Annotated in this window: 22 protein-coding genes and 1 pseudogene; 13 read left to right on the top strand and 10 right to left on the bottom strand. The window is 70.6% G+C overall.

From position 1 onward, the window contains the following. Positions 1-266 precede the first annotated feature (266 nt). Positions 267-1,565: a cytochrome P450 gene (locus tag C4B68_RS04520; RefSeq protein WP_099502469.1), complete on the top strand. Its 1,299-nt coding sequence runs from the start codon at positions 267-269 to the stop codon at positions 1,563-1,565. A 432-nt stretch (positions 1,566-1,997) separates the two neighbouring features. Here C4B68_RS04520 and C4B68_RS04515 read toward each other — a convergent pair whose 3' ends face one another. Beyond that, the gene (locus C4B68_RS04515; RefSeq protein ID WP_099502470.1) at positions 1,998-2,903 is read right to left on the bottom strand and encodes an amidohydrolase family protein; all 906 of its coding nucleotides are present in this window, start codon (positions 2,901-2,903) and stop codon (positions 1,998-2,000) included. A 422-nt stretch (positions 2,904-3,325) separates the two neighbouring features. Here C4B68_RS04515 and C4B68_RS04510 point away from each other — a divergent pair, with 422 nt between their 5' ends. Further along, positions 3,326-5,140, top strand: a complete 1,815-nt coding sequence (locus tag C4B68_RS04510; RefSeq protein WP_099502471.1) for an ABC transporter ATP-binding protein — start codon at positions 3,326-3,328, stop codon at positions 5,138-5,140. Positions 5,141-5,275: 135 nt separating this feature from the next. Here the strand turns inward: C4B68_RS04510 and katG are convergent, their stop codons facing one another. Both katG and C4B68_RS04500 read right to left on the bottom strand, forming a co-directional pair. Then, entirely contained in the window at positions 5,276-7,504 is a 2,229-nt protein-coding gene (katG, locus tag C4B68_RS04505) for a catalase/peroxidase HPI (protein WP_099502472.1), read from the bottom strand. 77 nt (positions 7,505-7,581) lie between these two features. After that, positions 7,582-8,019, bottom strand: coding sequence for a Fur family transcriptional regulator (locus C4B68_RS04500; protein WP_099502473.1), 438 nt, complete (start codon positions 8,017-8,019; stop codon positions 7,582-7,584). Between the two features lie 631 nt (positions 8,020-8,650). On the opposite strand from C4B68_RS04500, the gene C4B68_RS04495 reads away from it, so the two are divergent. From C4B68_RS04495 to C4B68_RS04455, 9 genes are all read left to right on the top strand, one after another. Continuing rightward, positions 8,651-9,151 carry an RNA polymerase sigma factor gene (locus C4B68_RS04495; protein WP_099502474.1) on the top strand — a complete coding sequence of 167 codons (501 nt, stop codon included), beginning with the start codon at positions 8,651-8,653 and terminating at the stop codon, positions 9,149-9,151. A 107-nt stretch (positions 9,152-9,258) separates the two neighbouring features. Further along, entirely contained in the window at positions 9,259-9,891 is a 633-nt protein-coding gene (locus C4B68_RS04490; protein WP_180289278.1) for a hypothetical protein, read from the top strand. Positions 9,892-10,048: 157 nt separating this feature from the next. Next, positions 10,049-11,620: an ABC1 kinase family protein gene (locus C4B68_RS04485; protein WP_099502475.1), complete on the top strand. Its 1,572-nt coding sequence runs from the start codon at positions 10,049-10,051 to the stop codon at positions 11,618-11,620. A gap of 109 nt (positions 11,621-11,729) precedes the next feature. Further along, a complete protein-coding gene (locus tag C4B68_RS04480) occupies positions 11,730-12,626 on the top strand; it encodes an SAM-dependent methyltransferase (protein WP_167459005.1) in 897 nt (298 codons plus the stop codon). Between the two features lie 2 nt (positions 12,627-12,628). Further along, positions 12,629-13,096 carry a hypothetical protein gene (locus C4B68_RS04475; protein ID WP_099502519.1) on the top strand — a complete coding sequence of 156 codons (468 nt, stop codon included), beginning with the start codon at positions 12,629-12,631 and terminating at the stop codon, positions 13,094-13,096. Beyond that, positions 13,093-14,097 (top strand): bifunctional lysylphosphatidylglycerol flippase/synthetase MprF, encoded by a 1,005-nt coding sequence (locus tag C4B68_RS04470; RefSeq protein ID WP_240634175.1) that lies wholly within the window; start codon positions 13,093-13,095, stop codon positions 14,095-14,097. Before C4B68_RS04475 ends, C4B68_RS04470 begins: the two co-directional genes overlap by 4 nt. Before the next feature lie 152 nt (positions 14,098-14,249). After that, complete coding sequence (locus C4B68_RS04465) at positions 14,250-15,209, top strand: ferritin family protein (RefSeq protein ID WP_099502477.1); 960 nt, start codon at positions 14,250-14,252, stop codon at positions 15,207-15,209. Between the two features lie 54 nt (positions 15,210-15,263). After that, positions 15,264-16,316 carry a fatty acid desaturase family protein gene (locus C4B68_RS04460; RefSeq protein ID WP_099502478.1) on the top strand — a complete coding sequence of 351 codons (1,053 nt, stop codon included), beginning with the start codon at positions 15,264-15,266 and terminating at the stop codon, positions 16,314-16,316. A 50-nt stretch (positions 16,317-16,366) separates the two neighbouring features. Further along, positions 16,367-16,951 carry a hypothetical protein gene (locus C4B68_RS04455; protein WP_143674354.1) on the top strand — a complete coding sequence of 195 codons (585 nt, stop codon included), beginning with the start codon at positions 16,367-16,369 and terminating at the stop codon, positions 16,949-16,951. 67 nt (positions 16,952-17,018) lie between these two features. On the opposite strand, the gene C4B68_RS04450 is transcribed toward C4B68_RS04455, so the two are convergent. The 7 genes and pseudogenes from C4B68_RS04450 to C4B68_RS04420 form a co-directional block, all read right to left on the bottom strand. Next, positions 17,019-17,888, bottom strand: a complete 870-nt coding sequence (locus tag C4B68_RS04450) for an esterase/lipase family protein (protein WP_099502480.1) — start codon at positions 17,886-17,888, stop codon at positions 17,019-17,021. A 116-nt stretch (positions 17,889-18,004) separates the two neighbouring features. Continuing rightward, on the bottom strand, positions 18,005-18,580 hold the full coding sequence (locus C4B68_RS04445; RefSeq protein WP_099502481.1) for a flavin reductase family protein: 576 nt from the start codon (positions 18,578-18,580) through the stop codon (positions 18,005-18,007). After that, on the bottom strand, positions 18,573-19,058 hold the full coding sequence (locus C4B68_RS04440) for a type II toxin-antitoxin system RatA family toxin (protein ID WP_099502482.1): 486 nt from the start codon (positions 19,056-19,058) through the stop codon (positions 18,573-18,575). Before C4B68_RS04440 ends, C4B68_RS04445 begins: the two co-directional genes overlap by 8 nt. A 115-nt stretch (positions 19,059-19,173) precedes the next feature. Then, entirely contained in the window at positions 19,174-20,481 is a 1,308-nt protein-coding gene (locus C4B68_RS04435; RefSeq protein WP_099502483.1) for an aspartate aminotransferase family protein, read from the bottom strand. Beyond that, positions 20,478-21,632: an SDR family oxidoreductase gene (locus tag C4B68_RS04430; protein ID WP_099502484.1), complete on the bottom strand. Its 1,155-nt coding sequence runs from the start codon at positions 21,630-21,632 to the stop codon at positions 20,478-20,480. Before C4B68_RS04430 ends, C4B68_RS04435 begins: the two co-directional genes overlap by 4 nt. 286 nt (positions 21,633-21,918) lie before the next feature. Next, on the bottom strand, positions 21,919-23,052 hold the full coding sequence (locus tag C4B68_RS04425) for an acyl-CoA dehydrogenase family protein (RefSeq protein WP_099502485.1): 1,134 nt from the start codon (positions 23,050-23,052) through the stop codon (positions 21,919-21,921). A gap of 500 nt (positions 23,053-23,552) precedes the next feature. Then, positions 23,553-24,155, bottom strand: a pseudogene (locus C4B68_RS04420) (SAM-dependent methyltransferase); the annotation flags it as partial. On the opposite strand from C4B68_RS04420, the gene C4B68_RS04415 reads away from it, so the two are divergent. Continuing rightward, complete coding sequence (locus C4B68_RS04415; protein WP_099502521.1) at positions 24,141-25,313, top strand: thiolase family protein; 1,173 nt, start codon at positions 24,141-24,143, stop codon at positions 25,311-25,313. The pseudogene C4B68_RS04420 and the gene C4B68_RS04415 overlap by 15 nt on opposite strands. A 144-nt stretch (positions 25,314-25,457) precedes the next feature. Further along, complete coding sequence (locus C4B68_RS04410; RefSeq protein ID WP_099502486.1) at positions 25,458-26,234, top strand: sulfite exporter TauE/SafE family protein; 777 nt, start codon at positions 25,458-25,460, stop codon at positions 26,232-26,234. Positions 26,235-26,238: the final 4 nt, after the last annotated feature.

The raw sequence follows: 26,238 nt of genomic DNA, 5'->3' as shown, positions 1-26,238 counted from the left end.
TCCTGCCGGGGAACGCGCCGGTCACCACGCCCGTCACGGCCATGCCCTTCGCCCGGTCCGCGAGTTACTCGGGGGTGCCCTGCTGGCCTGTGATGCGGGAACGAGGCCCCGGGGCTATCGTGAACATGTCGTCGATGATCCGTGCCCAACGCGCCGCGGCGGCAGCTCCCAAGGTGCCGCTCGGACGGCTCGGCACCGCATGGGGACGTCGTCGGCGCGGCAGCGTCCGGTGCGCCGCAACCGGCGAGAGACGAAGGATCGCACCCATGACGGCGGCTGTCCGAGCAGACCTCACGAACCTCGACCACTTCGCCAACGGGTTCCCGCAGGACCTGTTCGCCCGGCTCCGCCGCGAAGCACCGGTCAGGTGGCACGAGCCCACCGAGCACACCCCGAAGGGAACCGGGTTCTGGTCGGTGCACACCTACGCCGAATCGCGGGAGATCCTGCTCGACCCCGCCGTGTTCTCGAGCGCCCAGGGGACGGTCCTTTTCGATCACCCATGGGCCGGCTACATGATGAACATGATGGACAACCCGCGCCATGCCCGGCTGCGCCGCCTTGTCTCCGGTGGCTTCACGCCGAGGATGGTGGACCGGCTCGAGGACGAACTCCGGCGGCGGACCGAGACGTTGATCGACGCCGCCGTCGAGATGGGGCAATGCGACCTCGTCGAGGCGGTCACCAGCGAGCTGCCCTTGCAGGCGATCTGCATGCTCATGGGGATCCCGCAGCAGGACCGCCACCTCCTCTCCGAGCGGGTCCACCACGTGTTCGACGTCAAGGACGGCTCGACGGCCGGCGGATCGGCTGCCGCGGCGACGGAGAGCCTTCTGCAGTACGGCCGGGAGATCGTCGCCGAGCGGCGGCGCAACCCGCAGGACGACCTGCTCTCGGTCATCACCCATGCCCACCTCCCCGACGAGGATCCTTCGCACCTCCTCGAGCCGGAGATCGACGCGTTCTTCCAGCTCCTGTTCGGCGCCGGGGCGGACGCGACACGCAGCGCGGCATCGTGGGCGCTCGTGGCGATGGCCGCCGACCCGACGATCCTGGATACGGTCGCCGGCGATCCGAGTGTGCTCACCACACTGCCCGACGAAGCGGTCCGCATGATGAGCCCCGTCGCGCACAACGTCCGCACCGCCACGCGGGACTACGAACTGGCGGGACACCGGATCTCCGCCGGGGACCGGGTCGTGTACTGGCTCGCCTCGGCCAACCGTGACGAGGCGGTGTTCCGCGACCCGCAGCGTTGCGATGTCCGTCGCGAGCCCAATCCGCATCTCGGGTTCGCGCAGGGGCCGCACTTCTGCCTCGGCGCCAGCCTCGCCCGCCTCGAACTCCAGGTGATCCTCCGCCAGTTCGCCGCCCGCGTCGAGCGCATCGAACTCACCGGTGACATCGAGTGGACGCGCAGCAACAAGTACAACGGCATCAACAGGATCCCGGCAGCGCTCACGTCGCGGCGAACGCGGTCCGCTCCACGAGCTGGCCGCCCTGCGGGCGTCCGGGGTGCGGGGCGGCGTGCCGGAAGGTGTCCCGCGGGTGATCGCCCGCAATAGCGTGCGTGGGGGGAACCGTCGTCCGAGCATGTCGGCCGCCGTGCGGCACCGCCAGGTCCGCCGGCGACTCAGCACCTTGGAAGTGGCCGGTGACGGTCCGGCTTCCTGGCGTGACTGGCGGCCTGCATCCGGGGCGGCGAAGGGGGCATCGCGTCGCCTGTCGAGTGGGGACACCACGGACCGCGCTTGGTGCCAGGGCTTCTCCCAGGCGCACGGTGCGGCCTGCGGCCTGGGGTCTGCGGGCTGCCGCGCCGGCCTCGGGGCGGGTTGTCAGCGCCCGGTCGGGTGCGGGCTGGGCAGCGTGCCGGTGCAGGTGGCGCGGCCGAAGGGGCCGGTGGCGGTGGAGCTTTGGGCGCCTCCACCGACGGCGCGGTACGGAAGCCGGACCCGACGACGTCATGACGTACCCACGTGACGACGTACCCCGGCCCTTCAGACCTTGACCTCTCCGGTGAGCAGCCGCCGCGGATTGGCGATGCGAAAGGCGTACGCCGCGGCTCCGCCCAGACCGAAGCCGGGATGCCGCGGCGGTTCCGCGTAGGGCCGGTCCGAGCCCTGGACGACGGCGTCGGCGCCGAGGACGCGGACGATCGCGTCGACAGCACGCGGCCCGTACGAGGACGTCTCGACGAAGACGCCGGGGTCAGCCTTCTCCCGGCCCCCGACCCGGGCGGCGAGGCGCTCACCGTGCAAGGGGGCGAGCCCGGCCAGCAGTGCGAAGCACACCCGCAGGCGCGGATGGCGCGGCCGGCCGAAGGCCCGGAAGGCGAACCAGGCGGCGTGCATCTGCTGGACGTACGGGACCATCGTGGGCCACCAGCCTGGCCCTTCGGGCGCGCCGGGCGCGGGCCCCGGGTGGACGAACAGCGGGAGGTCGAACTCTTCGAGCAGATCGAGCAGCGGGGCGCACCGCGCGTAACCGGTCGCGTCGGCAAGGGCGTTCGCCGGGAGCTGGAGGCCGGCGAACCCCCGGTCGAGCTCCTGGGCTGTCGCGTTCGCGTCGATGTCCCGTACGCAGGCGGCGGCCCAGGCGCCGAACGGCTCGGGCAGTTCGGCCGCGCCGTCGTGGTAGGCGTCGAGCAGGGGCCGCGCCTGGGCGGCGGGCAGCCACTCCACGCCGATCGGGGCGGACAGCGAGACGAGTGCCCGGCCGAGGCCGTCGGCGGCGGCGAGTTCCGTACGGCGGGCGACGTCGTGGTCGGAGGGTGCGATCTCGTAGGGCGGCTCACCGTCCAGAAACAGGGTCCAGCCGTCCAGGAACGGTGGTTCGCGGCGGGACCGCAGGGCCGCCAGCAGCGAGGGGCTCCACAGGTGCTGGTGCACGTCGACGTTGGTCATGCCGTACCTCTGAAAGCCAAGAGGACTGATCCGGGACCCAGGGACCGGTTACCCGGGGCAGAGTCGTGGCCTGCCGGCGTTTGTTGCAGCCGCATGTGGCGGAATTCGTCCACAGCTCCCACTTGTCGCAGGACGCCCCGCTGGTGAGCGTCAGCCAGAAAGGCCATGAACGGTGTCCTTGACCGCCGAGGAAGCCGTCCGGAAATCACGTCCGGCCAACTCCCGTTCAGTATGGCCAACGTGGCAGCGCCATGACACGGCCCGCTGCCTCTCGACACCTGAGCGTGATGTTCAGCGAACCGCCGGCGGCGGGAAAACGCTTGGACTCCGTGGGCGGCGTCGCGGGACACTGCGGTTCCTGGCCTGCCCGTACTCGCACCTTGGCGTCGCCGCGGGCCGCCCCACGACACCACAGGGTTGCGATGGGATCGCCTGAATCGCGCAAGGTTCCACCGGGCAGGGGCTCGGTTCTCCTCGCCCTTCGTTACTACGGACGGGAGTTGTCCCGGCTCCGGCGGCTGACGGTGCCCGCGATGCTGCTGCCCGCGCTGGGCAACATCGGCATGAACTACATCGCCCCGCTGGTCGTCGCGAAGCTCGTCGGCCGCATCGCCGGCGGCACCGGTATGACCATCGGTACGACACTGCCGTACGTCCTCGGCTTCGCCGGTGTCCTGCTGTTCGCGGAGGCGCTGTGGCGCATCGGCCTGCACTGCCTGAACCGCCTGGACGCCCTCGGCATCGAGCACCTGTACGTGATCGGCATGGACGAGCTGTTCGCCAAGGACGCCGCGTTCTTCCACGACAACTTCGCCGGCTCGCTGACCAAGCGGGTCCTGAGCTTCGCCTCCCGCTTCGAGGAGTGCGTCGACACGCTGACGTTCTCGGTCGTGGGCAGTTTCGTGCCGCTGGTGTTCGGGTCGGTGGTGCTGTGGCACTACGAACCGCTGCTCGTCGTCGGGCTCTTGGCGATGATCGCGCTGACGGCGCTGTGCGTCGTGCCCCTCATCCGGCGCCGCCAGGCGCTCGTCGACCAGCGCGAGGAGGCGTTCGCCCGGGTGTCGGGCCACGTCGCCGACAGCCTGATGAACATGGACACGGTCAGGGCGTTCGCCGCCGAGGAACGCGAGGCCGCCGAGCACCGGTCCCGCGTCGCGCAGTCGCGGCGGCTCATGCTGAAATCGTGGGACTACAGCAACCTGCGCATCGACACGCTGGTCGCGCCGATGTCCGTACTCACCAACGCGCTGGGCCTGCTGCTCGCGGTCACGCTCGGCGGGGGCGGGCACGGTGTGGAGGGAGTCGTGGTCGCCTTCACCTACTACGCCAACGCGACGCGGATCATGTTCGAGTTCAACCAGATCTACCGCCGCCTGGAGAGTTCGATGACGGAGGCCGCGCAGTTCACGGAACTGCTGCTGACGCCGCCGACCGTGCTCGACCCGGCGTCGCCGGAGCCGCTGCTGCCCGGGGCCGCCGACGTCCGCTTCGAGCGGGTGACCTTCGCCCACGGGGGCGCGCAGCCGCTGTTCGAGGGGCTCGACCTGGCCGTGCCCAGCGGGGCGAAGGTCGGTCTCGTCGGCCGGTCCGGCGGCGGCAAGACCACGCTCACCCGGCTGCTGCTGCGGATGACGGACATCGACGTCGGCCGGATCCTGATCGGGGGTCAGGACATCAGCAGGCTGCGCCAGGCCGACCTGCGCAGCCTGATCGCCTACGTGCCGCAGGACCCGGCGATGTTCCACCGCACGCTGCGGGACAACATCGCGTTCGCCCGGCCGGACGCCACCGACGCCGAGATCCGCCGCGCGGCCGAGGCGGCGCATGTCACGGAGTTCGCCGACGCGCTGCCGGACGGCTTCGACACCATGGTGGGGGAGCGCGGTGTCAAGCTGTCCGGCGGACAGCGCCAGCGGGTCGCTCTCGCCCGCGCGATCCTGCGCGACGCGCCGATCCTGCTGCTCGACGAGGCGACCAGCGCCCTGGACTCCGAGAGCGAGATCCTCGTCCAGGAGGCGCTGTGGCGGCTCATGAAGGGGCGGACGGCGCTCGTGGTGGCGCACCGCCTGAGCACGGTCGCCACCATGGACCAGCTCGTCGTCCTCGACCGCGGACGGATCGTCGAGCAGGGCACGCACAAGGAGCTGCTCGCGTCGGACGGCGCCTACGCGAAGCTGTGGCAGCACCAGTCGGGCGGCTTCCTCGACGACAGCCCCGCGCGGGCCGACTTGCCCTGAACGCGAGCCCGATGGCAGGCGAGCCGCTTGCAGCCGCGGCCCCCTCGACGTCGAGCGCTGGAGGCTGACGACGTCGAGAGGGCCGCGGTGCGGGACGTCCGGGCCGGCCGGTGCGGGCCGGCCCGGACGTCGGGATCAGCGGTTGTCGAACCGGTCGAGGTTCATGACCTTGTGCCACGCCGCGACGAAGTCCTTCACGAACTTCTCCTTCGCGTCATCGCTGCCGTAGACCTCCGCGACCGCGCGCAGCTCGGAGTTCGAGCCGAAGACGAGGTCGGCACGGCTGGCGGTCCACTTGACCTCGCCCGTGGCGTCGCGGCCCTCGAACGTGTTCTGGTCCTCGGACGTCGCCTTCCACGTCGTACCCAGGTCGAGCAGGTTGACGTAGAAGTCGTTGGTGAGGACCCCGGGGGTCTCGGTGAAGACACCGAGCGGCGACTGCTGGTAGTTGGCGCCCAGAACGCGGAGACCGCCCACGAGGACCGTCATCTCGGGGGCGCTCAGGGTCAGCAGGTTCGACCGGTCGAGCAGCAGGTACTCGGCCGGCAGCCGGTTGCCCTTCCCGACGTAGTTGCGGAACCCGTCGGCGGGCAGCTCGAGCGCGGCGAACGACTCCACGTCGGTCTGCTCCTGCGACGCGTCCACCCGGCCCGGCGTGAACGGGACCTCGATGTCGAAGCCGGCGTCGTTGGCGGCCTTCTCGACGCCCGCGGCACCGGCGAGCACGATCAGGTCGGCCAGCGAGACCTGCTTGCCACCGGTCTGGGCGGCGTTGAAGGACTGCTGGATGCCCTCCAGGGTGCGCAGCACCGTCGCCAGCTCGTCGGGCTCGTTGGCCTCCCAGCCGCGCTGCGGCTCGAGACGGACGCGCGCGCCGTTGGCGCCGCCGCGCTTGTCGCTGCCGCGGAAGGTCGAGGCGGACGCCCACGCGGTGGACACGAGCTGGGACACCGACAGGCCCGAGTCGAGGACCTGGCCCTTGAGGGCGGCGATGTCCTGGGCGTCGATGAGCTCGTACGTCCTCGGGGGCAGGGGGTCCTGCCACAGCAGGACCTCGGACGGGACCTCCGGGCCGAGGTAGCGCACGATGGGGCCCATGTCGCGGTGGGTCAGCTTGTACCAGGCCCGGGCGAAGGCGTCCGCGAACTCCTCGGGGTTGTCCTTGAAGCGCCGCGAGATCGGCTCGTAGACCGGGTCGAACCGGAGCGAGAGGTCGGTCGTGAGCATCGTCGGGGCGTGGCTCTTCGACGGGTCGTGGGGGTCGGGTACGGTGCCCGCCCCGGCGCTGTCCTTCGGCCGGTACTGGTAGGCACCGGCGGGGCTCTTGAACAGCTCCCACTCGTAGCCGAAGAGGATCTCGAAGAAGCTGTTGTCCCAGGTGACCGGGGTGTCCGTCCAGATACCCTCGAGACCGCTGGTGATGGTGTCGTCGCCCATGCCGGTGCCGAAGGCGTTCTTCCAGCCGAGGCCCATCTGCTGCATCGGGGCGGCCTCGGGGTCGGGACCGAGGTTGCTGTCCGGGGCGGCACCGTGGGTCTTGCCGAAGGTGTGGCCGCCCGCGATCAGCGCGACGGTCTCCTCGTCGTTCATCGCCATCCGGTGGAACGTCTCGCGGACGTCGCGGGCCGCGGCGATCGGGTCCGGGTTGCCGTTCGGGCCCTCCGGGTTGACGTAGATCAGGCCCATCTGGACCGCGCCGAGGGGTTCCTCCAGCTGCCGGTCGCCGGTGTAGCGCTCGTCGGCGAGCCAGGTGGTCTCGGGACCCCAGTAGACGTCCTCGTCGGGCTCCCAGGCGTCCTCACGACCGCCGCCGAAGCCGAAGGTCTTGAAGCCCATCGACTCCAGGGCCACGTTGCCGGCGAGGATCATGAGGTCGGCCCACGACAGGCTCTGGCCGTACTTCTTCTTGACCGGCCACAGCAGACGGCGGGCCTTGTCCAGGTTGCCGTTGTCCGGCCAGCTGTTGAGGGGGGCGAAGCGCTGCTGGCCGGTCCCGCCGCCGCCGCGGCCGTCGCTGATCCGGTAGGTGCCGGCGCTGTGCCACGCCATCCGGATGATGAACGGGCCGTAGTGGCCGAAGTCGGCGGGCCACCAGTCCTGCGAGGTCGTCAGCACCTCGGCGATGTCCCGCTTCACGGCCGGGAGGTCGAGGGTCTGGAAGGCCTCGGCGTAGTCGAACTCCTCGCCGAGCGGGTTGGCCGCCGGGGGGTTCTTGGCGAGGATCTTCAGGTTGAGCTGCTCGGGCCACCACTGACGGTTGCCACCGCCCTGAGTCGGGTGAGGTGCGCGCCCGTGCGCGACCGGGCAACCACCCGCGGCCTCCGTCTCGACTTCTGTGACGATTGCATCAGGGTTCTCAGACATGGCAATCCTTCCGGATTTGGTGGATCACGGTGCTCAGGTAATGCGGTCACGGTGTTCAAGTAACGCGGTTGCGGTGCTCAGGTAATGCGAGGGGTGGAACAGCCGGGGCACACGCCCCAGTAAATGACCTCGGCCTCGTCGATCGAGAAGCCGTGGTCGTCGGAGGCGGTCAGACACGGGGCCTCGCCGACCGCGCAGTCGACGTCGGCGACGACACCGCACGACCGGCACATGACGTGGTGGTGGTTGTCCCCCACCCGTCCCTCGAACCGGGCCGGGCTTCCGGCCGGTTCGATGCGGCGTATGAGGCCCGCCGCGGTGAACGCGTGGAGGGCTTCGTACACGGCTTGAAGGGATATATGGCCTACGCGATCACGCACGCCGGAGGCGATCGCCTCGACGCCGAGATGGTCGCCGTTCCGGACGGTCTCGAGCAGCGCGACACGAGCGGCCGTCACCCGCAGGCCGGCACCGCGCAGCTCCTCGGCGGTGGTCGGAGTCTGGGATGCGGTCATGGGACCGAACCTACCCCTCTAAACACGAGTGACTCAAGAAAACGAAGTCTTAAAATTAGATGCCACGTCAACGCTGGGGGAGGGGCGCATGTCCCCGCGGGCGGCGCACCAGAAACGGTCCCGGCCATGGGCAAAGTTTCGGCCATCGCCGGCAGCGGCGCGGGAGTGCCGTGACGGGTGGCGCCGAGCCGTTGGGGCCGGTGCTGCGCGGCGCCATGCCGCCCGCACGGGAAGTCCCGCGGTCCGAAGGCCCTCTTGAATTTTGGCGTGTTTGAACCGCGTGCCAGTGATACCGGTGTGATTTCTGAGCCGTATCGGGGTGCGTGCCTTTTTGGCGGGACGTTTCAGCAGGCGCAAGGGGTCGCGAAGTCCCACGCTAAATGCTTAGCACGCCGGGGAGCGGCGCGGAACAGGATCCTCCGGTTTCATGCGGACGAGTGGAAGCCATGAGGTTCGGTTTGTCGGTCGGTCGGCTCGGAAAAGTTACCTCGCGACGGGTTGGGATAGGCTGTGCGAATATTCAGACTTCGCACCAACAAATCGTCTCGGGGCCATGGACAACAGGAATTTCGCAGACCACTTAGGTGAATTCGGTATCGTCGATCGAGCTATCCATGAATCCCAGGAGGAGATGCGGCGCGAGCTGTCCTGGGATGTGATCGCCAGTCACCGGGAGCGTCTGATGCGGCTGGTCCGCCGGCGGCTCCCGAACGCCCAGGACGCGGAGGACTGCGTACAGGAAGCGATGCTGCGGGCAGCCGCCCACGGCAATCTGGACCGCGAGCGGATCGGTCCCTTTCTGACCACGGTGGCCTTGCGGCTGTGTGTAGACCACTACCGTGAACTGGAGCGCAGGCGCCGGTTGTTGCGCCGTGCGGCGGACGTGGACGCGCCGGAGGCGCCAGACGAGGGCGTGTGCGATCAGGACTTCGGGCGCTGGCTGCTGCGCCAGGTCCACCTGCTGCGGGGCCGTGAGCGCCAGGTGGTGCTCGCCCGCGCCCATGGAATCTCCACGCTGGAATTCGCGCGCATGCACCAGATCTCCGTGAAGGCGGCCGAGGGCGCGTTCACCCGGGGGCGGGCGCGGTTGCGGCTCGTCTGTGCGAAGGCCCTGGACGGCGTCGCGGCATAACGGATTTCCGTTCTCTTCCCGCGGCCGGCCCATGCCGCCGCGGGTGTCAAACGGCTCCCGAATTCCGGGAGTGCAGATGAACAGGCGAGAGGGAAAGGGTTTCTTCCGTGGGCAAAAACAATACCCAGGACACCATCAAGGAATTTATCGGCGATATCGCCGACAGCACCAAGAAGGCGTTCGACGAGATTCTCGACCGGAAAGACGACGACAGTCATTCCGACTGGTTCAATCCGGGAAACCCGTATCAGGCGCTGAGCGGACTGCCGGGCGATGTCCTGAGGACGGTCAGTGCCCTGTCCGCCCTCGGCGGTGTGGCCAATCCGGTGGCCGCGCTCGCGAACGCCGCCAACGCCGCGGCCGGAGCCGGCGCGGCCAACCCGCTGGCCGCGCTCGCCGGAGGCGCCGCCAATCCGCTGGCCGCGTTCGCGGGCGGGGCGCCCAACCCGCTCGCCGCCATCGCCGGGGGCGGGGCGAACCCCCTCGCCGCCCTCAGCGGTGCCGCAGGTGCCGCGGGCGGAGCCAATCCGCTGGGCGCGCTCGGACAGGTGGCGGGCGGCGTGACATCGGCCGTGTCGGGAGCGGCCGACATGGCGGAGGGACTGGCCGCACTGCCGGGGCAGATCGCCCAGCTCTCCGAGCTCGTCTCGTCCCTCGTGGGCGTGCTGGAGAACGTCCAGCAGGTCACCGGCGCCGTGACCGGCGGGGGACGGGCGCCCGCGGCCAGGAAGGGAGGCTGACCGGCCGCCGCGCCCGACAACACCCGCGCCGGCGCCACACCGGCGCCGCCATCGAGCCGGGGCACACCGGCCGCCATCGGGTGCGTACCGGCTCACCTCGGTGAGTGACCGCGCCGCATGACCGACGGAACTCGTCAGGCACAGGAGGTTGTGACACATGAGTGCCATGCTCGGCAGTCGGCTCCGGCTGGTTGTGAAGGTACTGGGAAGCCTCGTCGCCGACGAGGTCGGCCATATGACGCGGGAGCGCCGGCGGGCCGGGCGGTCCCCGCTGTCCCCGGCGGAAGCCGAGGCCTCCGCCGGGGACGGGGCCGCCTCGGAGGAAGGGGCGCGCCGGGCCAAGGCGGTGCGGCACGCACTGGAGAGCCTCGGCCCGTTCTATGTGAAACTCGGTCAGATCCTCTCCACCCGGCCCGACATGGTGCCCGCCTCCATGATCGGCGAGCTGCAGAACCTGCACGACCAGGTCGACGTCCAGCCCTTCTCCGTCTTCGAACCCGTGCTCCGGCATGAGCTGGGCGCGGACTGGAAACTCCGCTTCGACGACATCGAGACGACCAGGCCGCTGGGAGCGGCGTCCCTGGCCCAGGTGTACCGAGTGACCCTGCCCGGCGGGCGGCCCGCGGTGGTCAAGGTGCAGCGGCCGGGCATCCGGGACGCGGTCCAGGCGGACATGGCCCTGATGCGCAAGGCGTCCAAGATCGTGGCCCGTACCGCTCCCCGCTTCAACGAGGTCATCGACGTGGAGGCGATGCTCGGTTCCATCTTCGACGCGATGGAACCCGAGCTCGACTTCACCGGCGAGGCCCGCAACATGGACGAGGCCCGCGAGAACATCCGGCGCTACCCGACGCTGGAAGTGCCCCGGGTCATCCACGCCACCCCCAAGGTGCTCGTCCAGTCGCTGGCGCCGGGCGCCTCCGTGCGCCACCTCGACCGCCGCTCGTTCAGCGACCGGGAACGCACCGAGATCGGCAAGGACCTGCTGCGGTTCATGTACCGCGGGTACTTCGTCGACCGGATGTTCCACGCAGACCCGCACGCGGGCAACGTCTTCGCGCTGCCCGGCGGCCCGGCCACCCTGATCGACTGGGGCATGGTCGGCCGGCTCGACCGGCGTACGAGTCTGCAGCTGCTGCCGCTCCTCATGGCCATCGCCCAGAACGACGGCCACGGACTGGCGCACGCGTGGGCCGACATGGGCCGCGTCACCGCCTGGTCGAACCTGCCCGCGTTCGCGGCCGACATGGCCGCGCTCGTTCCCAAGGTCGCCACCGCCTCCCTCGAAGACATCAACTTCGGGGTGTCCCTGACCACCGTCCTGGAGAAGGCGACCCGACGGGGCATCGGCTCGTCGCCCGCCATCTCACTGCTGGGCAAGTCCTTCGCGAATCTGGAGGGTTCGGTGCGCTGTCTCGCCCCGGACATCGCCCTCGCGGACGTCTTCAAGGCGGAGGCGCGCGGGATCATCCTGGCGCTGATCCGCGAGTACTTCTCCCTGGACCAGGTCGCCCGCAACACGATGGACCTGCTCGCCGCCACCGCGACCGCCCCCGAACAGTGGCGCGGACTCCTCTCCGACGCCGCCAACCGCCAGCTCGCGCTCCAGGTCCACGAGCCGTACACGCCCGCGGCCATGGGCGGGCAGCGGCCCTGGTCGCCGTCGCGCGGCCTGCTGGCCCTGGGCGCCGCGGCCCTGCTGTTCGACCGCCGCCGGGCGCCCCGCTGACCGGGCGCGTCACCGCCTGCGGGCCGCGCGGCCGGGCGCCGCACCGCCTCCCGGTCGTACGTCCCACCTCACCCACCCCTTGGTTCACCGTAAGGAATCCCCCATGCCCATGACGCACCAAGACGCTCCGCGCTCCGGTTCCTCCCTTGAAGGGGTGTCGGAGACGGCCCTGTGGACCGTACGCATGCGGGCCCAGGAAACCGCACGGGCGGACGCGCTCTTCAGCGATCCGCTGGCCGCCGAATTCCTGGCCGCCGCGGGGGCGGCCGGTGCCCCGCCCGGCGCCGGTGTCCTGCAGCGGGTGCTGCCCGACTGGCTCGCCGTGCGCACCCGCTTCTTCGACGACCACCTGCTCGCCGCCACGCGCGCCGGATGCCGTCAAGTGGTCCTGCTGGGCGCCGGGTTGGACACCCGGGCTCACCGGCTCGACTGGCCGGACCGAACCCATGTCTTCGAGGTCGACCTGCCCGCCGTGCAGGCCTTCAAGGAGCGGGTTCTCGCGGGCCGCGCCCCGGACACCGCCCGCCGCACCACGGTCGCGGCCGACCTGCTGGGCGACTGGCGTGGGGCGCTTGTCGCCGCGGGCTTCGACCCGAACCTGCCCACCGCCTGGCTGTGCGAGGGGCTGCTCTTCTACCTCCAGCCGGAGGCCGTGGAGCGCCTGATCGCCGCCGTGAGCAAGCTCTCCGCGCCGGGCAGCACCCTCGGTGCCGAGTGCCTGAACGCCGATGCCGCCGACTCGCCCTTCGTGAAGCCGTGGCTGGAGGCCCTGTCCGGCTCGGGAACCCCGTGGGTCTGGCATCTCGCGGACCCCGAGCGCTGGTGGGGCGGCCACGGCTGGCGGGCCCAGGTCGCGGACCTGCTGGCGCTGCCGTACGCGGTCGAGCGGTTCGCCCCGCTTCTCGCGGAGTTCCCGGATGTCGAGACGAACAGCATGATCCTGGTCACGGCGACGCTCCCGACCGCGACGGTCCCCTCCGCGACGATCCCGGCCGACGGGCGGTGACCGTGGACGGGCACAATCTCTGCCAGACCCCCACCACCTACCGGCTCCTGCGGCTCGAGTATCTGCTCGGGCTCCTGGTGGCCGCCGGATTCTTCCTCGCGCACCTGGCCGAGGTGCGCTGGTGGGTCGCCGTCGTCCTCTTCGCGTACGTCGACGTCATCGGCTATCTGCCCGGGGCGCTCGCCTACCACCGCAGCCCCGACAAGAGGGTCTCCCGCGTCTACTACGTGCTCTACAACACCATGCACAGTCTCAGCTTCCAGGGCGCGGTCCTCGGCGCCTGGGTTCTGGCGTACGGCTGGGAGTGGGCGCTGCTGGTGCTGCCGATCCATCTGTTCGGGGACCGGGCCCTGTTCGGCAACTTCGCCAAGTCGTTCACGGTGGCCTTCGAGCCGGTTCCGCATCCGTCCGTCCAGTCCGCGCTACGGGACTTCGCGACCGTGCCCTGGCACGAGGCGGCGGCCCGGTGAACCCCCCTCAGGCGCTCGCGGACACGCAGGCGTACGAGATGCTGCGCCGCCACGGCAGCCACAGCAGCGCGTTCCTCGCCATGAACAGGGGCAACCGGCGCTTCCACGCGGACGGCGTCGACGGCTTCGTCCCGTACCGGGAAGGCGGACGGCGTCATCTGTTCCAGCTGGGCGGACCCGTCTGCGCGGACCGGGACCAGGAGCGGCTTCTGACCGCGCTGCTCGACCGGGCCGAAGGCGAGGGGCGCCGGGTCGTGGCCGTACAACTCTCCCGAACCGCGGCCGAGTTGCACGCGGGGCACGGCTTCGTGGTCAACCAGTTCGGCGCCTCCTTCAGCATCGCGCTCGAGGGCTACAGCCTGGGCGGCCAGCGCATGGTCAAAGTGCGCAACATGGTCAACCGGGCCCGAAGGGAAGGCGTCACCGCCGCCGAAGTGCCCGTGGGTGAGCAGGATGCTGAGGCCCTCGACGCGGTGGACGCCGCCTGGCTGCGCGCGAAAGGCCGCCACGTCAAGGAACTCGAGTTCCTCATCGGCGAACGCGGCGGCCCGGGCGCCCCGCACCGGCGCCTGTTCACCGCCGTCCATCAGGGGCGGACCGTCGGTTACGTGTCCTACTCGCCCGTGTTCGGCGAACGGGCCGGCTGGCTGTACGACCTCACACGACGGCTGCCGGACGCCCCGCCCGGCACGGTGGAGCTGATGTTCGCCACCGCGCTGCGCCGGTTCCAGGACGAGGGGTGCGGCTGGCTGCACCTCGGGTTCACTCCGTTCGTGCAGCTCGGCCAGGACACCGATGCGCCTGGCCCGACCAGCCGCGTCCTGCACCGCTGCGTGGGACTCCTGGCGGCCAAGGGGCAGGCCATCTACCCGGCGGCCGCCCAGGAGTCCTTCAAGCTCAAGTGGCGCCCGCAGCTCATCGAACCGGAATACCTGGCGTTCCAGGGCGGCGTGAGCCCCGCCGCCGTATGGCAGCTGATGCGCCTCACCAAGTCGGTCTGAACGGCGCCGGCAGTCGCCGCCCGCGTCCGCCACCGGCAGTCGCCGCCCGCGTCCGCCACCGGCAGTCGCCGCCCGCGTCCGCCACCGGCAGTCGACACCTGCGTCACCCACCAGCAGTCGCCATCAGCAATCCCTGGTTCAGAAAGGCTGAAATGACCACATCCATCGCGAAGTTCCCGGCGGAAGCCGACCGGAACCGCGCCCCGAGCCTCCTGGAAGGCGCCCTGCACACCGAGCTGACACCGGAGGGCTGCGACCTCGGCTACTGGTTCCGAGCCGTACCGGAAGGCACCCTCGGCGGCGACCCGATGGGCCGGTCCGCCGACGTACCGGTCCCGGCGCACATGATGGCGGACGGACCGCTGCGCCAGGCCGTCATGCGGGAGCTCGCCTTCCGTTCGATGGCGGAGGAGAAGGCGACCCGCGCCCTCTCCTTCCTCGTCGCGTACGCACCCGACCTCGCCGGGATGGACTTCTACACCTCCCAGCTGATGGACGAGGCCCGCCACGCCTACGCCTTCCGCGGCCACCTCCTCGAACTCGGCACGCCCGCCGACCGGTTGGAGTCCACCATGGAGGAGCTCGCCGGGGCCGACCGGGACGCGATCCTCGTACCCCTGGAGCGGTTCGGGCTGGCGGTCATGGAGCAGGACCGGGACTACATCGGCGGTGTCATCACCCTGACCGTCCTGGTCGAAGGAGTGCTCGCGCCGACCGCCGAGCTGAGCGAGCGCAAGTGGCGGCCCTTCGATCCGCCGGCCGCGGAGATCGAACGGGCCGCGGGCATCGACGAGATCCGGCATCTCTCGGTCGGCAGCACGATCGTACGGCGCCATCTACGACGTCATCCCGAGGAGCTGGACCGTGTCAGGGAACTCGTCGCGCATGGCACGGAGTTGTGGTCCCGGCTGCCCGTCCAGGAACTGACATTCCGTCGGGAGCAGCTCTACCAGCAGGGCTTGGAGCAGCACCGCGACATCGCCGGCGACTACGAGCTGTGGCCGGGCCGCCGTCTGGTCGACACCACGGCCGAGGAGCGGATGCTGACGGCCGCCGAATGGGCGCGCGCCACCCAGGAGTCACGGCTCGCCGACATGGGCCTGACCGCGTGATTCCCCTGCCCGGCTCCACCCACGCAGAACACGGAAAGGGTCGGTGGTACACCGATGACCGACAACCCGGCAGTCAACTCCTCACCGCATGAACCAGGCTCCCTCGACGAGGACTTCCGCGAACTGACCCGGCGCGTCCAGGCAGCCGGGCTCATGCGGCCCCGCAAGGGGCAGTACGTGACCGGCATCGTCGTGGTCTGGCTGATGAACGCCGTCGGCTGGGCGGCCCTCGCCCTCTCCGACGGCGTCTGGTGGAAGGTGGTCCTGGCGGCCGTGTGGCTCGCCGTCTGGCACGAGCAGCTCGCCTTCCTGGTGCACGACGCCGGTCACCGGCAGATCACCCGGTCCCGGAAGTTCATCCAGGCGCTCGGCCTGGTCCACGGGAACCTGATGCTCGGGGTGTGCTTCGGCTGGTGGGTGCAGCACCACAACCGGCACCACAACCACCCCAACCACCTCGAACTCGACCCGGACATCCTGCGCCGCGTGGCGATCTTCGCGCCCGAACAGGCCCAGGACCGCAAAGGGTTCGCCCGCTTCCTCGCCGCCAACCAGCGGTATCTGTTCTTCCCGCTGCTGGGCCTGGAGGCCGTGGTCCTGCGCATCGCCGGAGTCATCGCGCTGCGCCGCCGCGCCCTGCGCCAACCGCTCCTTGAGGGCGGGCTGATGGTCCTGCACGCTGTGCTCTTCTTCGGCGCGCTTTTCGTGCTCCTGCCCTGGCCGAGCGTGCTGCTGTTCCTGGCGGTCCACCAGGTCCTCCTCGGCTATCTGCTCGGCCTCGCCTTCGCCGTCAACCACAAAGGCCTGCCGACCCGCGTGGGCGAGGAATGGAGCTGGCTGGAGCGCCAGGTGCTCACCTCGCGCACCCTTCCCACCGGCTACCTCGGCGACTTCTTCTACGGCGGCCTGAACTACCAGATCGAGCATCACCTCTTCCCGGGCATGCCCCGCTCCGCGCTGCGGCGCGCGTACCCCGTCGTCAAGGAGTTCTGCGCCGAGCGGGACATCCCGTACGTCGAGACCGGGGTCCTGGAGTCGTACCGCGACCTCGCGCAACACCTCGGTTCCGCGAGCGAAGTCCTCCGTGGCAGCACGGCCACGGCCTGAAGCCTCCGTGGCGATCGTGCCACGGTCTGAAAAGAGAGGAGCTGGACGCAGTGACGTTCTCAGCGCAAGTGAAGGTGTCCGCCCGACGGGCCCGCGTCGGGCGGAGGTCGGTGCTGGCCGCCGTCCTCATGGCGGGGACGGCTCTGGCCGCTCCCGCGGCCCAGGCAGCCCCGGAGCCCGTTCCCGACCTCGTGTGCCGACTCGACGCCGAGCTGGACTTCACTCCGTCGCTCGGCGTGCTGGTCAAGGAGGCCCGGGTGACCGGGCACGTCAGGTACCTGGACTGCCGGTCGCCCAGTGGCGCGGCGCCGCACCTGACCGATGTCGTCTGGGACATCGAAGGCATCGGGAGATTCGGTGCGCTGCCGCCGACGTTCTCGGTCGAGGGCAAAGACGTGGGTACCTGGAACACCGGCGAGGCCGGCAGCCTCTACTACAAGGGCGACCTCAAGAACGGCAGCCCGGTGCCCGACCGCACCATCACGAGCGGACCGCTCGCCGGTGACCAGATCAACGGTATCCAGATCCCCAGGCCCCGGTTCGACAAGATCAACCCGGACGGCGTAGCGGGCTTCGACGTCTTCGGCCAGGTGTGCATCTGGCCCGGTGAGAGGGGTCGCTGCACGGCATACTGAACCGACGACAAAGAAGGGGGTGGTGCGGGCCTCGCGGGCCCGCACCACCCCCTTCGTCGTACGTGGCTCAATCGGCCAGCGCCTTGACCGTCTCCCTGATGACGACCGGGTCGTACGGCATGGCCAGGTGCGTGGTCCGGTTCCCCGGGGCGAGGGTCTGCAGACAGAGGTTCGTGACGGGGTGCGCCGGCAGGGTGGGCGTCAGCTGCTGTGACTCGGGCGGCTGGACCAGCTCGTCCCGGGTCGTCCAGATGACGGTGTAGCCGACGCCGTCCACCGTGTCGCCCTGCGCCACCAGCTCACTCACGAACTCCGAGTCGTGCAGCAGCTGGGTGAACGCGGGGCTCACCCGGAACAGCACCTTGTCCTCCACGACCCCCCGCACACCGGGGACTTGACGGACCAGTGCCGTCAGCCCCGCCACCTCGACGCCGTGACTGCTGGGCGCGATGCCCACCACGCGGCGCACCTTCCCCGTTCCGCCGAGGTACTTGAGGTAGTAGTGCGGCAGCATCCCGCCCTGCGAGTGGCCGACGAGGTCCACCTGTTCCGCCTTGGTGTCCGCCAGCACCCGGTCGACGAAGTCCGCCAGCTCCTGGGCCGACTTGCGGATGTCGCCGAGCCCGTACAGGCGCGGCAGGGTGGGCAACTCCCCGTAGTTCAGGCGGAAGACGCGATGCCCTTCGGTTCTGAGTGCGGGCACGATCTTCCGCCAGACGGACTCGCGGTCGCCGAGCGTGCCGTGCGCCAGCACGACCGGGTTCGGGCGCTTCTGGTCCGGGGGCCGGCCCCAGTCGTCCTCCGCCGCGGCGGGGTCGAGCGCGGCACCGACGCGGTGGCCCATGGACTGGGCGTTGCCGGACATCCGCTCGGGGGTGCGGGCGATTTCGGTAGCGGCACTTTCGGAGTTGATGCCGGGAATGCGGGGCAAGGACATACGGCCTCCCAGGGCGGGGTGATCGATCGGGAATCGGGGCTGGAGAGTGGGTGTGCGGAGCGCGCGAACGCCCGGCCGGGAGACCCCGGCCGGGCGTTTACGGCTCCATGACTGGGTCAGTCCTCGGCCGACGTCGGTCGGGGCCCGTTGAGCGTGTGGAAGCCGCGGTCGTGCCACACCAGCGGCCGGCCGCCGTTCACCTCCACCGCCATCACGCGTCCGACGACGGCGTGGTGATCGCCGTACGGCTGTACGTCCTCGACCAGGCACACCGACCACGCGAGCGCGTCGACGAGCACCGGCAGACCGAGCACCTGCCGTACGTGGCTGCCGGTGAAGCGTCGCGCGGGCGGCACGGAAGAATCGGCGAAGCGTTCGGCCATGGACTTCTGATGGGCCGTCAACAAGCTGACCGCAAAAGATCCTTGTTCTCGCAAGGCACTCAGAGTGCGGGAACCGCTCCGCAGACAGGCGAGGACGAGCGGTGGCCTGGCCGACAGCGATGTCAGCGCGGAGACCGTCATCCCGGTGGGACGGCCGGTGCCGTCCAGGGCCGTGACGACGGTGACGCCGGCCGTGAGTTTGGAGTAGAGGCCGAGGCAGCGGACGGTGTCCGGGCCGGGCTCGTCCCGCAGCGCGTCCCATCCCGCGGCGGCCGGCGTGCCGCGCAGGGCGAGGGTGAGGTCAGCCATGCGCGGCGGCCGCGGTGTCGGCGAGTGCGGGGGCCGGGGCGGGCGTGACCCTGCCGAGCAGTCCGCGCAGGATCCGCTCGATGTTGGTGCGCAGGGTTGAGTCGGCCACCGGATCCAGGAGTTCCGCCAGGGTGGGGATGCCCAGGTCGAACACGGCGTCGAAGGTCACCGCCGTACCGTCCTCGCCGGACGCGCACCGCCAGGTGCCCTCGAAGAGTTCGAAGTCGCCGGTGAGCTGGGTGAATCCGATGGTCCGGGTCTCCGGGAAGAAGGCGTCGCGTTCCGTCCAGCGCATCAGACCGTTGCGGAAGCTGACGGTCCAGTCCGACACCACCGTGCCGTCGTCATGGGGCGGATGGACCGCGACCTCGCGGACGGTCTCGGTCACTTCGGGATAGCGGCGGAAGTCGCGGATCCGCTGGTAGGCGGTCTCGGGGTCGACGTCGTGAGCGGTCAGTCGTACGGTCACGTGACGCATGGGGGATTCCCTTTCCGCAGAAGGTTTTTCTGATCGCCGGTTGCCCTCTGACGGCGCTCCGGCTGTCCTGCGACGGCTGTTGTGCGACGGCCGTTCGGCAATGGCTGCCCGCACGTCAGCCGACGCGCGTCGCGACGGCGCGCAGCCCGTCGGCCAGGGCGGCGAGAAACAGCCGCACCTCCTCGTCGCCGATGATCGCGGGGGGCGTCAGCCGCAGGACCCGCGTGGCGTTGAGGGAGTGGTTCACGACGACACCGCGCCCGACCAGCTCCAGGATCAGCTCACCGACGGTCCGCTCCTCGGTGAACTCCAGGGCGATCAGCAGTCCTCGGCCCCGCACCTCGTGCACCAGACCGCCGCTGTACGGGGCGCAGGCGGCCCGCACGCCCGTGAGCAGCCGGTCGCCCAGCACCTGGGCGCGGCCGACGAGGTCCTCCCGGTCCAGGGTCTCGACCGCGGCCCACGCGGCGGCGCAGGCGATCGGCGAGGCGGCGAAGGTCGAGGTGTGCAGGTAGGGGTCCCGTGAGAAGGGACGGTACGCCGCCTCGGTGGCGACCATGGCCGCGACCGGAACCACGCCTCCGCTGAGGCCCTTGCCGACGAGCAGCACATCGGGGGCCGCGCGCTCGGCACCCTCGGCCTCCATGCCCCACCACGAGCCCAGCCGCCCGAGACCGGTCTGGATCTCGTCGACGATCAGGAAGGCGCCGTACGTCCGGCACAGCCTGCTCACCTCCGCCAGATATCCGGGCGGTGGAATGCGTACGCCGCCCTCTCCCTGCACCGGCTCGACGATCACGCAGGCGCGGCGGCCGAGTCCGGCGAGTGCGGCCGCCATCGCGTCCGTGTCCCCGTACGGCACCACGGTGCTGTCTGGCAGGAGGGGCTGGAAGGGCTGCTGATACTTCGGGTTGGCGGTGGCGGTGAGCGCGCCGAGGGTCTTTCCGTGGTAGCCGCCGGCGGTGCTGACGAGAGCCGTGTGGCCGTGGGCCCGGGCCAGCTTCAGACCGGCTTCGGTGGCCTCGGCACCGGAGTTGACGAAGTGGACGTGGTCGAGACCGGCCGGAGTGCGCGCGGCCAGAGCACCGGCGGCGCGGGCGGCGACCGGCTCCAGGAACACCCGCCCGGCCAGCGGATGCGTGTCCACCTGCCGGTGCACGGCCGCCGTCACGGCGGGGTGCCGGTGCCCCAGGATGAAGACGCCGTAGCCGCCGAAGTCGAGGTAAGGGCGGCCGTCCTCGGTGTACACCCACGCACCGTCGGACGCCGTCTCCAGCATGCCGCCGAGTACCGAACCGAGGACCGCGCGGCCGGAGGACAGATGCTCGCGGTAGAGCCGGGCGATGTGCCCGCGGTCCGCCAGGCCGGGCGTGTCCGGCGTGCCGGGGGCGGTGGGGACGGCGGTGGTCACCGGGGCGGTCATGAGGCCAGCTCCCGGGTCTCCGCGCTCGGCGTGTGCTGCGCACACGGGGCCGGTTCCTGCGACGACTGCGCCCTGCGGTGGGCGCGCATGCCGCCGCGCCCGGTGGACCACGCGGTGAGGTTGCGGACCAGCGCCTGCCTGAGGGCGTCCTTCGACAGCGCGGAGCCGCAGTGCGGTGAGCCCAGGGACGACTCGAAGGGGAGCGCCCGCTGGAAGACCAGCAGCAGTTCCGCGTAGGTGTGGAAGCGGCGGCGCAAGGACTCCGGGAAGGTGGGGCCCTCGATCATGGGCAGCAGCAGACGGTGCACCGACTCCAGCGGAATGAGCCGCGGCGGATGCGGCCGGGCTCCGTACCCTTCCGCGAACTCCAGGCACATGTCGACCACTTCGCGCTGCAGCAGTGCCTGCGCGCCGGCCGTCAGCCAGTACTCGCCGTCCGTGACCCCGCCGCGCACCAGGTCGCCCACCGCACGGGCGACGACGTCCTGGGGCACCATGTCGATCCGCGCCTCGGGCGCGCCCGGCAGCACGGGCACCTGGCCCTTGACGATCGCGCCCAACGCCCGCGTCAGCCCCTGCATCCCGGCGATACGACCGGTGACGGAGTCGCCCATCACCACCGAGGGACGCAGGATCACTCCCGGCACCGGGGCCTCACGGACCACCTGCTCGGCCGCGGTCTTCGACGCGAGATACGCGGCGGCTCCGGGGAAGCGCTCCTGTTCCTCCGGGGCCAGCGGATTGGCCACGAAGGCGGTGCTCATGTGGTAGAACGACGCACCGGCGAGGGCGGCGAGGTCGAGCATCGCCAAGGTTCCGTCCAGGTTGGCACGCCGGATGGCGTCGGGCTCGGACTTCCAGTTGGTCGCGGCGGCGGAGTGCACGACCAGATCCACCTCGGCGGCCAGCTGCTTGAAGTCCGCCTGCGACAGGCCGAGTCCGGGCTCCAGCAGATCGGCGTGGACCTCACGCACCCGATGGTCGTTCACCGGGGTGCGATGGCGCAGGCAGACGATCCGGATGTCCCGGGACAGCTCGTCGATCAGGGCTCTGCCGAGTACCCCGGCGCCGCCGGTGAGCAGCAGCGTCGGACGTTTCGTGGACGGTCGGTGAGTGGGCGGAGCGCTGGGCCGGGGCCGGGACTGAGGCATGTCGGTGTTCCCCCTCGGTCGGGTGAGCGGATGGTGCTGGTCGTGCGATGACTCGTGTCAATCGCCTGTCGGACGGCGGCTCGGAGGCTGACGAGGACAGTGGTTCGGTCGTACGGCGCGGGATGCGGCCCGACTCCGGCGAACCGGCGTCGGCCCGGTGCCGGTGCCGAGTGCCGCGGGCGTCCAGGGCGACCCGGGCGAGCCAGTCGATCAATCATGTGATCAACGAGGTGATCCCCTCAGTGACCAATGATGTGACCCATGATGTGACCCACGATGTGATCAATCAGGCGACCGTCAGCGGCTCGTCCGCGAGATAGGCGGACAGCGGGCCGGTCATCCGTGACCGCGACGGCGGATGGAGGGCGAGCCCGTTGGCGCAGGCGGCGAGGTAGCCGACCTCGTCGGACGTCATGAAGTTGAGCCCGCCGAGGAGTTCGACCGCCCGAGGGACGATCCGGGCGAGGGAGTCCTGCACGGTGTACCGGGCGTACAGCGAGTCGGCGAGTGCGGATTCATCGGGGGTGCCCTCGTCCACCCGCCGGGCCAGCCCCTCCGCGGCGGCCATCGCCCCCTCGATCTCCACGAGCAGCCGGACCCGCTCGGCGTCGGGCACCCGGTCGTTGAGCAGGACGCGCTCCACCAGGGCGCTCGCGGCGCCGAGATAACTGCCCGTCATGAGCAGTTCGAACCAGACCAGGCCCGCCGTCTGCACCGCGTCCAGACGGGCTCCGACCGGTGACGCGGTCCGCACGAGGAGTTCCTTCGGCACCAGTACGTTGTCCAGGGTGACCTGGTCGCTCTCGGCGCCCGCGAGGAAGCTGCTGGACCAGAAGCCGCTGACGCTCAGCCCCTCGCTGTCGGCGGGCACGAGGGCCACGGCCAGCTCCTGGCCGTCGCCTTCCTCGCACGGCACCATCACACTGGCGGTGAGCAGATCCATGGAACGGGCCAGGCTGCACGGCCGTTTCACCCCGGTGATCCGCACCCCCTCGGGCGTCACCGTGGCGGCCATCGACGGCGACAGGATGCCGGTGCCGCTGCGTCCCTCGGCGAAACCGGACGCCATGAGCCGGTTGTCGGACGCGACGCCCTCGATGAGCATCCACTCGAGGCCCTCACCGGAGTCGCTCAGCCCGACCAGGGTGGCCATCGAGAAGTGGTGCATGGTCGTCGCCACCGCGAGCGAGGGCGAGCGGCTGCCCAGGGCGCGCTGCACCCGCAAGGCATCGAGGGCCGTGGCACCCCTGCCATGGAAGGCGGTCGGAGCCAGCAGCCCGGGACCTCCGTGTTCCCGGAACAGCCGGATTCCCGGGCTCTTCGGTCCTTCCAGTGTCAGCAGCGGGACGGCCCGCAGACTCTCGTCCAGGCCGGGCAGCAGTTTGCCGAGGGCCGCGCGCTCGCGCTCCAGGAATCTCATGTCGTCGCCTGCTCCTTGGTCCTCAGGTGTCGTCGGCAGCGTCGTCTCTGTTTACGCGCGAGACGCCAAGACCCCTCGGGCCGAGTGAGGTTGGAGTGGCGTGACTCCGTACGGGACGAACACGCGATCGGCGGGCGGATGACGTGCGGCGGTGCAGCCCAGCGCTTCTTTCGCCCCTCCGCCCCTACCCATCCCATACCTGGGGGCTGCCGCCCCCCAGCCCCGCGCATCGGCCTGATCGGCCTCGTCCTCAAACGCCGGACGGGCTAAAAGGCTTCGCCGGACGGGCTGAAAGATCTGGACGCACGCCCCCACGCACCCGCAGTCGCCAGCGCACGGGAGGGGCCGTGCCGGTACATCACATGCCCGTCGCCCCGTTCGGATCTGGAGACGGTTCCTGTATTCCAACGTCTGATCCACCGGCCACGACGGGCGGATGTACCGGCACGGCCCCGACCCACCACCGGCGGAAAGCGGACCGGCAGCCGCAACGACGCACGTCAGGACTTGAAGCCGACCCCGCCGTACAGAGAGATGGGCCCGTCCCCGATCGGAGTCTCGCCCTCGGCGAGTTCCGGATGCCAGTCCTTCACGGAGACGATCCCCGGCTCGACCAGGTCAAGTCCCTTGAAGAAACGGCTCACTTCGGCGTGCGAGCGGCCCACGAGCGTGACGCCGCCCTTCGTGTACATCTCGATACCCCGCCGCACGTTCTCGGGCTCGAAGTCGGCGGTCATCGCCGACAGGACCAGACAACTGCCCGGCGCCAACGCGTCGACCATCGTGTCTACCAGCTCGTACGCGCCGCTCTCATCGGCGATGAAGTGCATCAGGGCGATGAGCGACAGGGCTACGGGCCGGTCGAAGTCGAGGACGCGCCCCGCTTCTTCGAGGATCTTCCGCGGCTCGCGCGCGTCGGCCTGGACGTACTCCGTCACGCCCTGCGGAGTCCCGCGCAACAGCGCCTCGGCGTGCGCGAGAACGATCGGGTCGTTGTCGACGTAGACGACCCGCGCGTCCGGAGCGGTGAGCTGCGCGATCTGGTGGAGGTTCGGCTCGGTGGGAATGCCGGTGCCGACGTCGAGGAACTGGCGGATTCCCGCCGCACCCCCATCGGCAAGCTGCGCGGAGCCCTGTCCTCCGTACGGCCCGACGACCTCGCCGCGACCGTGATCCGCGGCCTGGTCGCCGAGGTACCCGCGCTCGACCCGGCCCGCGTCGACGATGTCTACTGGGGCGCCGCCAACCAGGCGGGCGAGGACAACCGCAATGTCGCCCGCATGGCCGCGCTGCTCGCCGGGCTGCCCGAGTCCGTGCCCGGCGCCACGGTCAACCGGCTGTGCGCCTCCGGCCTCGAGGCCGTCACGACGGCGGCCCGCGCCATCGCCTCCGGCGAGGCCGACATCGTGCTCGCCGGAGGCTCCGAGTCCATGAGCCGCGCCCCCTTCGTCCTGCCCCGGCCCGACGAGGCCCTGCCGCACCGCATCGAGACCGTCGACACCCGCCTCGGCTGGCGCCTGGTCAACCCCGCGATGAAGGAGCTGCACGGGCTCCTGTCGATGGGGGAGACCGCCGAGGAGGTCGCCGAGCGGTACGGCGTCTCGCGCGAGCGCCAGGACGCGTTCGCGCTGCGCAGCCACCAGCGCGCCGCCGACGCCCGCAAGAACGGCTGCTTCGACACCGAACTGCTCCCCGTGGAGCGCCCCGACGGCGCCGTCGTCGACAGCGACGAATGCGTACGGGAGGACACCTCGCTCGACAAGCTGTCCCGTCTCAGGCCGGTGTTCCGCGAGGGCGGCACGGTCACCGCGGGCAATGCCTCGCCGATGAACGACGGCGCGGCCGGGGTCCTGCTGGTCAGCGAGGAGGTCCTGAACGAGCTGGATCTTGAGTCCCTCGGGCGGTATGCCGCGGGCGCCTCGGCCGGCGTCCACCCGGACGTCATGGGCATCGGCCCCGTACCCGCCACGCAGAAGGCGCTCGGACGCGTCGGCTGGAGCATCGGCGACATCGAGGAGGCCGAGTTCAACGAGGCGTTCGCGGCACAGGCCATCGCCTGTGTGGACCGCCTCGGCATCGACCCCGACGTCGTCAACCCGACGGGCGGCGCCATCGCGCTGGGCCACCCGCTCGGCTGCTCCGGCGCGCGCATCCTCACCACCCTGCTGCACCGCATGCGCCGCACCGGCGCGACCCGCGGCCTCGCCACGATGTGCGTGGGGGTGGGGCAAGGGAGCGCCGTGCTCGTCGAACGCCACTGAGGCGTCCTGAGGCGTCCTGAGGCGTCTTGAGCGCACGCGGGCGCAAGCGGGAGCCGAGGACGTGCCGCACGAGCCGACGTGGGAGCCACCAGGCGAGACCCTCCTCACGCCGACCAGATACGTGGGCATAGCATCGGTTCCCGCATGAACACGATGACGCTCTGGCACATATCCATCTGGGAGTTCGCCGCTCTCGCCGCCGCGGCCCTGCTCGTCGGCTTCTCGAAGACCGCCGTGAGCGGGGCCAACACGGTCAGCCTGGCGATCTTCGCCGCCGTGCTGCCCGCCCGCGCCTCGACCGGTGTGCTCCTGCCCGTCCTGATCGCCGGGGATGTGCTCGCCGTCCTCACCTACCGGCGCCATGCCCACTGGCCCACGCTGTGGCGGCTGTTCCCGGCGGTCGCCGTGGGCGTCGTGGGCGGCACACTGTTCCTGACGTGGGCCGACGACGGGATCGTACGGACCTCGATCGGCGCGATCCTGCTGCTCATGGCGGCGGTCACCTTGTGGCGCCGTCGCGTGGTGGCCGCCCAGGAGGAGGAACCCGACTCGGTGCTGACGCGCACGGGCCGGATCAAGGCCCGTTCGTACGGGGCGCTCGGCGGCTTCACGACGATGGTCGCCAACGCGGGCGGCCCGGTGATGTCGATGTATCTCCTGTCGGCAGGCTTCCGGAAGCTGGGCTTCCTGGGCACCTCCGCCTTCTTCTTCCTGATCGTCAATGTCGCCAAGGTGCCCTTCAGCGTGGGCCTCGGTCTGATCGACGGCAACTCGCTGCTGCTGGACGCGGCGTTGGTGGCCTTCGTCGTGCCCGGGGCGTTCATCGGCAAATGGGCTGCGAACCGAATCAACCAAGTGTTCTTCGAGCGGCTGGTGATCGCGGCGACGGTGGTGGGCGGAGCCCAGCTCCTGCTGCGCTGACCGC

The organism is Streptomyces dengpaensis (assembly GCF_002946835.1).
In the GTDB taxonomy this organism is placed as follows: Bacteria; Actinomycetota; Actinomycetes; order Streptomycetales; family Streptomycetaceae; genus Streptomyces; species Streptomyces dengpaensis.
The sequence above is the reverse complement of the archived record's forward strand: the minus strand, read 5'-3'. Positions and strand labels throughout refer to the sequence as shown.